Genomic DNA, 7,499 nt, shown 5'->3' with positions numbered 1-7,499 from the left:
GATTTTCTACTGACGGCGGCAGGTGGGACCTGGTGGCTACCAGGGACGCGGGTCGAGTCGACCTCGACGCATGGGACAGGATGCGCTCTTTCGAGCGCGCTGCTGAGCGGACTGGTTCAGGGCAAGAGTGCTTATGAGGCAGCGGTGGGCGCGAAAATCTATGTCGCCGAGGCGATTCGGACGGCTGCTGGACTGGGGCATGGCCGCGGGCCATTGAATCATCTTTGGCCGTTGGGGTGATTCTTACGCCGACGCGGGAGAATCATCCTATAATTTCGGATTGCTGACGATTTCTATTTTGAGAGGGATCTACTTATGCGTCTTCATAACCGCTCTATGCTTGTTGTAACTTTTGCGCTTCTCATTCCGGCGTTCGTTGGCGCGCAGGGGCAGGGGGATCGTTCGCGTTCGGTCGCCGGGGGCGGCATCTCGGCAGCGGGATGGACGGGGCAGATCGATGCCAATGCGGCGAAGGCGGGGCAGACGATCAAGGATGCGAAGCTGTCGGAGGAGGGCAAGGTGCTGCATGTGACGACCGGGCCGGCGGTGACGTATTGGAATCCCGCGGACACGGCATCGGGCGACTATACCGTGAGCGCGACCTTCAACGAGCCGAAGTACATGAACCTGAACAGCCATCCGCACCCCTATGGTGTCTTTATCGCCGGTAACGATATGGGAACCGATCAGCAGAGCGATCTTTATTGCGCGGCGTATGGGAATGGGACCTTCATCGTGCGCGGATTCGGGCCGGAACCCTTTAAGATGAACGGCCGGAGCGGCGAGTCGGATGCCGTGCACAAGGCAGCGGGGGTAGGCCAGCCGGTGACGCAGACGATCGCGCTTTCGGTGAAGGGGAGCAAGGTGGAGTGTGCCATCAACGGCACGGTGGTCGCAAGCTATGAAAAGTCCGAACTGGTGACGGCGGGGAAGCTGAAGTCGACCGATGGAGTTTATGGGATTCGTTTCGCGCATAACACCGAGGGCACGGTGACCGGCTTGAAGATGACGAAGCCTTAATTAGGTTGAGTAAATGGTTCCATTCGGGAACTGCAAATGTTTGCAACTTGTTGATTTATATTGACCTACGTGATGTCGATGGCGCACAATCCATCTGCCATTCGAATCTTAGGCTCATGTCGCAGACAGCGATGCCGATAAAGATCTGATGGAGGACCTCACTGGCATGGCTTTTACTGCACCATTTCTCGACGCTGCCCGGATGCGACGGACCGATGTGGTTCAAGACGCGGAGGCTGTGAAGCGGATCATTCGCAGGCGGCCCACCCAGACGCAGGGACAGGCGCTGGAAAAATTGGGGCGCGCCATCGAATACCTGATGGACTCACGGATGGCATTGCTTTATGAGACGCCGACGAAGGCAGATGCAGATGCTCTCGATATTCTGATGCGGTTGAACCGGTGGGTCTTCTCGGAGTGCGAGGAGATTGTTCCGGTGCGACGGCGCTTGAAGGCCTGGGTGATGGCCAGGGTGCATGCTCATTAGAATCGCGAGCATCTTTGCTACCTTTAAAGAACTATGCCTCTTACGCTTGTTCTCAACGGTCAGCCCCGTACCTTCGACGCTCTTTCGCAACCCGCCAGCCTTGACCTTGTGATTGCGGAACTTGGGCTGAAGGGAGATCGCGTCGCGGTTGAGCACAATGGAGAGATCGTTCCGCGAAGTGCGTGGGCGCAGACCGGAGTGGCGGCGGAAGACCGGCTGGAAGTCGTTCACTTTGTCGGCGGCGGCAGCTAAAGGCTCAATCAGGCAGGGCGGCCCGCGGTGAGATCGCTGAGAAAGGTCTCCCATTGATTGCCGTAGTCGCTCCACCCGCCGATGCTCTGGACGCGCCGGAGAGCCGCCTCGCTCATTCTCGATTGCAGGGCCGGGTCGTCGGCTAGCTGCTGCATCTTCTCTGTCAGGGCTTCGACATCGCGGATGGGCACGATGAAGCCTTCGACACCATCGGTAAAGAGATCTTCGCCGCCGGTGTTGGTGGAGCAGAGGACGGGACAGCCGCAGGCGAGTGCCTGGCCTTGAACGAGGGCAAGACCTTCTTCGAGACTGGGAAGAACCATGACGTGGCTTGTGCTCATGAACTGAGCCAGTGTCTCCTGCTTGACCGAGCCGAAGAATTCCACGTTCTCGCGGGGCAGGCGATCGAGTACGGTTTTGAGATCGGGATGAAGTGTTCCCACGACGCGGAGGCGCTTTGCCGGATGGCGAACCTTGGCGAAGGCTTCGAGGAGGTAGGGAACTCCCTTGCGCAGGCCGACGGAGCCGGCGAAGAGGACTTCGAATCGGTCAGCTGGCGGCTCGCCGGTGCGAGTGAAGCGCTCGAGACGAACGCCGTAGGGAATGACCCGGAGCTTTTCGGCGGGGACGCCCATCTCTACAAAGGAACGGGCGGCGAAGCGCGAGGGAACCGTGATGGCGTCTGCCACTTCGTAGGTCTCCTCTTCGCGGAGAGTGTCGCGGATGTCTGAGATAGATCGGTTGACGCCCCAACGGCGATATTCCTCGGCAACGACTTGCTCCTGATAGCGATGGTGCGAGGAACCGCGGTCGCAGATGAATTTGCCGCCGCGCTGCTGGACAAGGCGGCCGGTCTTGAGCCCGGCGCCGGAGATGGCGATGAGGGCGTCGCAGGGAGGGATACGGCGGAGCGTCCACTCGTCGAAGGCGAGCGCGTTGGCGTAGCTCAACTGGTCGCGCAGCCAGGGAAAGTCGATGCGGGCGCGGAGGAGGAGCATCTCTGTGGTGTGTAGCAAGGGATAGGTCTTTACTTTGGCGTGCTCGAGGCCCTCGCGTTTGAGCCGAGCCCAGGGCCAGGTGGAGTAGATAGCTTCGAGGTGGCCGCGGCGCTCGAGTTCGCGAGCGAGTTCGAAGTGATGGAAGACACCAAAGACAGCCTGAACAATTCGCATGGAGACTCGGGAGGAGGACTGAGACGATAGTACCAAAGGGGAAGACGTAGGAAATTTATGAGGCTTTTGGGGTAATGACTTCCAGAATCGATTTTTTAAAGCGCTTTGTGGCCTTTGTCATGTATGCTTCCTCAAACACCTGGAGCCATGATGAAACGATTTAGTATTGCTGTTCTTGCACTCGCTTCCGCGTCTGCGTTTGGTCAGACGAAGCCTCCCGTTTATCTCGACCCTTCATTGCCTGCGGCAGTCCGCGCCAAGGATGTGGTCTCGAAGATGACGCTCGACGAAAAAGCATCGCAACTGGAAGATTGGGCGACGGCGATACCGCGGCTGGGCATACCGGACTATCAGACGTGGAGCGAGGCGCTGCATGGAGTGGCCAACTCGGGATTTGCTACCGTGTTTCCGCAGGCGATCGGCATGGCTGCGACGTGGGACCGGGCGATGGTGCATGAGATGGGAACCGTCATCTCGACCGAAGGCCGTGCGAAGTACAACGAGGCCCAGCGTGAAGGGAACCACCGCATCTTCTACGGGCTGACCTTCTGGTCGCCGAATATCAATATCTTTCGCGATCCGCGCTGGGGGCGCGGGCAAGAAACCTATGGAGAAGATCCGTTTCTGACCGGACGCATGGGGGATGCCTTTGTCGAGGGCGTGCAGGGCAACGATCCCGAGCATCCGGTTGCCATTGCCACGGCCAAACACTTTGCCGTGCATAGCGGGCCGGAGTCGCTGCGGCATGTCTTCAATGTCAACGTAAGCCCGCGTGATCTGGAAGAAACTTATCTGCCTGCGTTCCGCTCGCTGGTCGTGGATGGTCATGTGAAGTCGGTCATGTGCGCTTACAACGCCATTGACGGGACTGCGGCGTGCGCAAACAAGATGCTGCTGCAAGACCATCTGCGCGGGGCCTGGGGATTCAAGGGATCTGTGGTGTCGGACTGCGCTGCCATTGTGGACGTTACGCATGGTCATCACAATGCGCCGGACATTATGCATGCCGCTGCAATCTCTATCGAAGCAGGGACAGACCTGTCGTGCAGCATCTGGTCTCCGGGATTCAATACGCTGGCTGATGCGGTTCGAAAGGGCGTAGTTCCGGAGGACCTTGTGACGCGTTCGGCGGAGCGGTTGTACACGGGGCGCTTCGAGTTGGGGATGTTTGGCGCACCCGGATCCAATCCCTACGACAAGATCCCGTTCTCTGAAGACGCCTCTGAACAGCACCGCCAGATTGCCTTGAAGGCGGCGGAAGAGTCGATGGTATTGCTGAAGAACAATGGCGTGTTGCCACTGCGCGAGACGGTGAAAAATATCGCCGTAATTGGGCCGACGGCCGATCTGCTGGCCTCGCTCGAGGGCAATTACAACGGAGTGGCTCTGCACCCGGTCTCTCCGCTTGATGGAATTGCGAAGCAGTTTCCCGGCGCGAAGATTCACTATGCGCAAGGCGCTATGCTGGCCGATGGGGTTGGTGTGCCGGTTCCTCGCACGGTTTTTGGCTCTGGACTGCGCACCGAATATTTTGCGACTTCGGACTGGACCGGAAGGCCAGTTGCGGTGAGCACGGAGCCAGAGGTCCAGTACGACTGGCGTGACGCTGAGCCGAACCCGGAGATCCATACCCACAACTACTCGGTTCGCTGGACCGGCAAGATGACCGCACCCGCAGCAGGGAAGTACACGTTTATCTTTGAAGGCGGCTCGAATTTCCCTTACTCGCCGAAGGAGTCCTATCGGTTTGTCCTTGACGGCAAGGTGCTCTCTGAAGGGAGCCTTGATGGCGGCAAGTTGGATATGGGAGCGTTCACGATAGCCAAGGGTGCTTCGCCTACGGCTCCGCCGGTGATGACCGGTTCTCGCCCGGCGCGGATTGAAGTTACGTTCACCGATACGACGCCGCACGATTTTCAGCTTGAATATAGCCACTATGGCGATCGGGCGGGAGGAAGCGCCGTTCTGAAGTGGGAGACTCCTCCGCAGGTTCAGATTGACGAAGCTGTGGCCGCAGCCAAGGCCTCCGATGTTGTGCTTGCTTTTGTCGGGCTTTCGCCGCAACTGGAGGGCGAGGAGATGCCGATTAAAATCAAGGGATTCGATGGTGGTGATCGCACCAGTATTGATCTGCCGGACTCGCAGAAGCAGATGCTGGAAGCGGTTGCGGCAACAGGGAAGCCGGTTATCGTTGTCTCGCTGAGCGGAAGCGCATTGGCGCTCTCGTGGGCGAAGGAACATGCAGCAGCAATTTTGCAGGCATGGTATCCAGGCGTAGCCGGCGGCACGGCGATTGCGCGCACTCTGGCAGGGGAGAACAATCCCGCTGGACGTCTGCCGATTACCTTCTATGCAAGCACGAATGATCTTCCGGCCTTCACGGACTACTCCATGAAGAATAGGACTTATCGCTACTTTACGGGTAAGCCGCTTTGGGGATTTGGCTATGGCTTGAGCTACTCCAACTTTCGCTATGGAGCGGTGAAACTATCGTCGTCGTCAGTGGCCGCCGGCCAACCGATCACTGCTACCGTCAGCGTGACGAATACCAGCGCACGCACGGGTGACGAGGTTGTGGAAGCGTACCTGAAGACGCCGCAGGTGGATGGTCCCGAGCGAGCGTTGGTTGGCTTTCAGCGCGTTCACCTGAAGGCCGGGGAGAGCCGCCAGGTTTCACTGCAACTAAGTCCGCGCTCTCTTTCGAGTGTCGATGACAAGGGACAGCGCTCCATTCTTGCTGGTGAATATCACCTGACCGTCGCATCGTCGCAGCCTTCGGAGACAGCGCGTAGGTCGGAGATATCCTTCAATATCCATGGCACGGTTGAACTTCCAAAATAAGGCCGTAACGAAGCATTCCTCTTCTCTTCGAGGTCGTTGATGGATGCTTCGTTGAGGCCTAGTCTCATCTAGAACCAAAGATAGAATTTGCTCCTTATGACAGAGTTATTTGGGAGTGACGTTCGAGGACGGGAAGAGCGGGGCCAGACTTCAGTTGGACCGGACTCTTACTTGTCTTACTTGGAGTGACTATTCTGGTTGTTAGCTGAGTTCAAGCAGGGACATTTTGCGGCAGCCATCTAACCTTTAATGGCAGCCACAACGGCGCGTAAAAAAATACCAAGTCAGCTATTCGCCGGTAGAAGGATGTCGAAGGCATAATGCAGGAAGCAGCGGAGGGGCTCGTTGCTCTTTTCAGCCATTGACCGCACTACGGCACCCTGCCAACTGTTCAATAAAAACGAAGCCAATGCCTCAGGCTCTGTGCCAGCCGGGAGCTGTTTCTGTTCGAGCGCAGACTCCAGTATTATTGCAATCGCGTGCTGCCAGTAGCCAAACGAGGCGCTCAATCGCTTTTGGATGATGTTGCTTTGGCCGGCGATCTCAAGACTCAAACTTCCCATCAGGCATCCAGGGATTGGTCCCTTCTGTCCGTAGACCTTCACCAACTCATCGAAGTAACGACGCAGGCGCTTTAGAGGAGGCAGCTTCGCATTGTTGAGGATGCTCTCCCATCGCTGCATCTCACGCGCGGCATAGCGCTCCAAAACTGCGTCTGTGAACTCTTCTTTACTTCCGAAGTAGTGGTAGAACGAGCCCTTTGGAACCTGGGCCGATTCCAGAATCTCCTTGATGCCGGTCGCACCATAGCCGTGGCCGTGCATCAGCCGGACTCCAACATCGATCAGATGTTCCCGCGTGGACTTTGTTTCCATCTCACTCCCCATCCGCTCAATTCTATCTTCGAGGAGGCTCCCGACTTTTGTCAGGAGCCTCTTTGAAAAATTAGGCCGAAATTCCATAGCGCGCCGCAGGAGTTTTACGCGAAAGGTTCGGGCCAAGCGCCTGGCGGGCAGCTTCAAACTTTTCCCAATCTGACACATCAGGCAGAGAAGGAATTGTAACCAGTTCGCCCTGATCGAGACCTTTGAGAGCAGCATCGACCATGTCTTCCGCTGTCATTACGATCTCGCTGGGTAGATGTTGCAACGGAACGCCTGCCTTGCCCCAGAATGGCGTTGACGTTGCCCCAGGAAGCACCACCTGGAGGGTCACGCCCCTGGTTCCAACCTCGTTATGCAGGGCCTGCGTGAAGTTCACCACATAGGCCTTGGTGCCACTGTATGTTCCGTTCAGAACCTCTGGAGCCAGCGCCGCAATGGAGGAGATATTAATAATCAGGCCGTTTGCCCGTGCGACGAAGTTCGGAACTACAGCCAGGGTTAGTCGAGTCAGAGTCGTGACGTTGAGTTGGATCATGGACTCAAGATCGTCGATTTTGGAGTCCAACAGTTTTCCCGCCGAGCCAACGCCTGCATTGTTCACCAGCACCGTGATCTTTGCATCTGTACTCAGTCGTTCGCTCACGCGCTCTATGCCGACCTTTTCGTTGAGGTTTGCCGCGAGAGTCTCTACTTTGCGGCCGGTGTCTGCCTCGAGACGCGCGGCAACCTCGGAAAGCTTCTGTTGATCGCGGGCGACAAGGATCAGATCGTAGCCGCGTTTGGCGAGGCGGTCGGCGTAAACGGCGCCGATGCCCGTTGAGGCTCCGGTGATGAGGGCTGTTC

General features: G+C 57.6%; 8 protein-coding genes. 5 read left to right on the top strand and 3 right to left on the bottom strand.

What is annotated here, in order from left to right:
• From VMU57_RS06895 to thiS, 4 genes are all read left to right on the top strand, one after another.
• A partial coding sequence (locus VMU57_RS06895) for a bifunctional hydroxymethylpyrimidine kinase/phosphomethylpyrimidine kinase (RefSeq protein WP_325381898.1) occupies positions 1-240 on the top strand: 240 nt, incomplete at its 5' end.
• Positions 241-315: 75 nt separating this feature from the next.
• On the top strand, positions 316-1,020 hold the full coding sequence (locus tag VMU57_RS06890) for a hypothetical protein (RefSeq protein WP_325381897.1): 705 nt from the start codon (positions 316-318) through the stop codon (positions 1,018-1,020).
• A 166-nt stretch (positions 1,021-1,186) separates the two neighbouring features.
• Entirely contained in the window at positions 1,187-1,507 is a 321-nt protein-coding gene (locus tag VMU57_RS06885) for a hypothetical protein (RefSeq protein WP_325381896.1), read from the top strand.
• A 33-nt stretch (positions 1,508-1,540) separates the two neighbouring features.
• Entirely contained in the window at positions 1,541-1,759 is a 219-nt protein-coding gene (gene thiS / locus VMU57_RS06880) for a sulfur carrier protein ThiS (RefSeq protein ID WP_325381895.1), read from the top strand.
• Between the two features lie 8 nt (positions 1,760-1,767).
• Here the strand turns inward: thiS and VMU57_RS06875 are convergent, their stop codons facing one another.
• On the bottom strand, positions 1,768-2,931 hold the full coding sequence (locus tag VMU57_RS06875; protein WP_325381894.1) for a glycosyltransferase family 4 protein: 1,164 nt from the start codon (positions 2,929-2,931) through the stop codon (positions 1,768-1,770).
• Between the two features lie 147 nt (positions 2,932-3,078).
• On the opposite strand from VMU57_RS06875, the gene VMU57_RS06870 reads away from it, so the two are divergent.
• Complete coding sequence (locus VMU57_RS06870) at positions 3,079-5,772, top strand: glycoside hydrolase family 3 C-terminal domain-containing protein (RefSeq protein ID WP_325381893.1); 2,694 nt, start codon at positions 3,079-3,081, stop codon at positions 5,770-5,772.
• A 284-nt stretch (positions 5,773-6,056) separates the two neighbouring features.
• Here the strand turns inward: VMU57_RS06870 and VMU57_RS06865 are convergent, their stop codons facing one another.
• Both VMU57_RS06865 and VMU57_RS06860 read right to left on the bottom strand, forming a co-directional pair.
• Positions 6,057-6,647 carry a TetR/AcrR family transcriptional regulator gene (locus VMU57_RS06865; RefSeq protein ID WP_325381892.1) on the bottom strand — a complete coding sequence of 197 codons (591 nt, stop codon included), beginning with the start codon at positions 6,645-6,647 and terminating at the stop codon, positions 6,057-6,059.
• Positions 6,648-6,717: 70 nt separating this feature from the next.
• Positions 6,718-7,499, bottom strand: a 782-nt coding sequence (locus VMU57_RS06860; RefSeq protein ID WP_325381891.1) for an SDR family oxidoreductase, incomplete at its 5' end; no start/stop codon positions are given.

Source organism: Edaphobacter sp. (assembly GCF_035532915.1).
GTDB lineage: Bacteria > Acidobacteriota > Terriglobia > Terriglobales > Acidobacteriaceae > Edaphobacter.
The sequence above is the reverse complement of the archived record's forward strand: the minus strand, read 5'-3'. Positions and strand labels throughout refer to the sequence as shown.

Excerpts from the sequence above, each read along its gene's own strand:
- VMU57_RS06890 (WP_325381897.1), top strand. The coding sequence starts at position 316 with ATGCGTCTTCATAACCGCTCTATGCTTGTTGTAACTTTTGCGCTTCTC.
- VMU57_RS06885 (WP_325381896.1), top strand. The coding sequence starts at position 1,187 with ATGGCTTTTACTGCACCATTTCTCGACGCTGCCCGGATGCGACGGACC.
- thiS (WP_325381895.1), top strand. The coding sequence starts at position 1,541 with ATGCCTCTTACGCTTGTTCTCAACGGTCAGCCCCGTACCTTCGACGCT.
- VMU57_RS06875 (WP_325381894.1), bottom strand. The coding sequence starts at position 2,931 with ATGCGAATTGTTCAGGCTGTCTTTGGTGTCTTCCATCACTTCGAACTC.
- VMU57_RS06870 (WP_325381893.1), top strand. The coding sequence starts at position 3,079 with ATGATGAAACGATTTAGTATTGCTGTTCTTGCACTCGCTTCCGCGTCT.
- VMU57_RS06865 (WP_325381892.1), bottom strand. The coding sequence starts at position 6,647 with ATGGAAACAAAGTCCACGCGGGAACATCTGATCGATGTTGGAGTCCGG.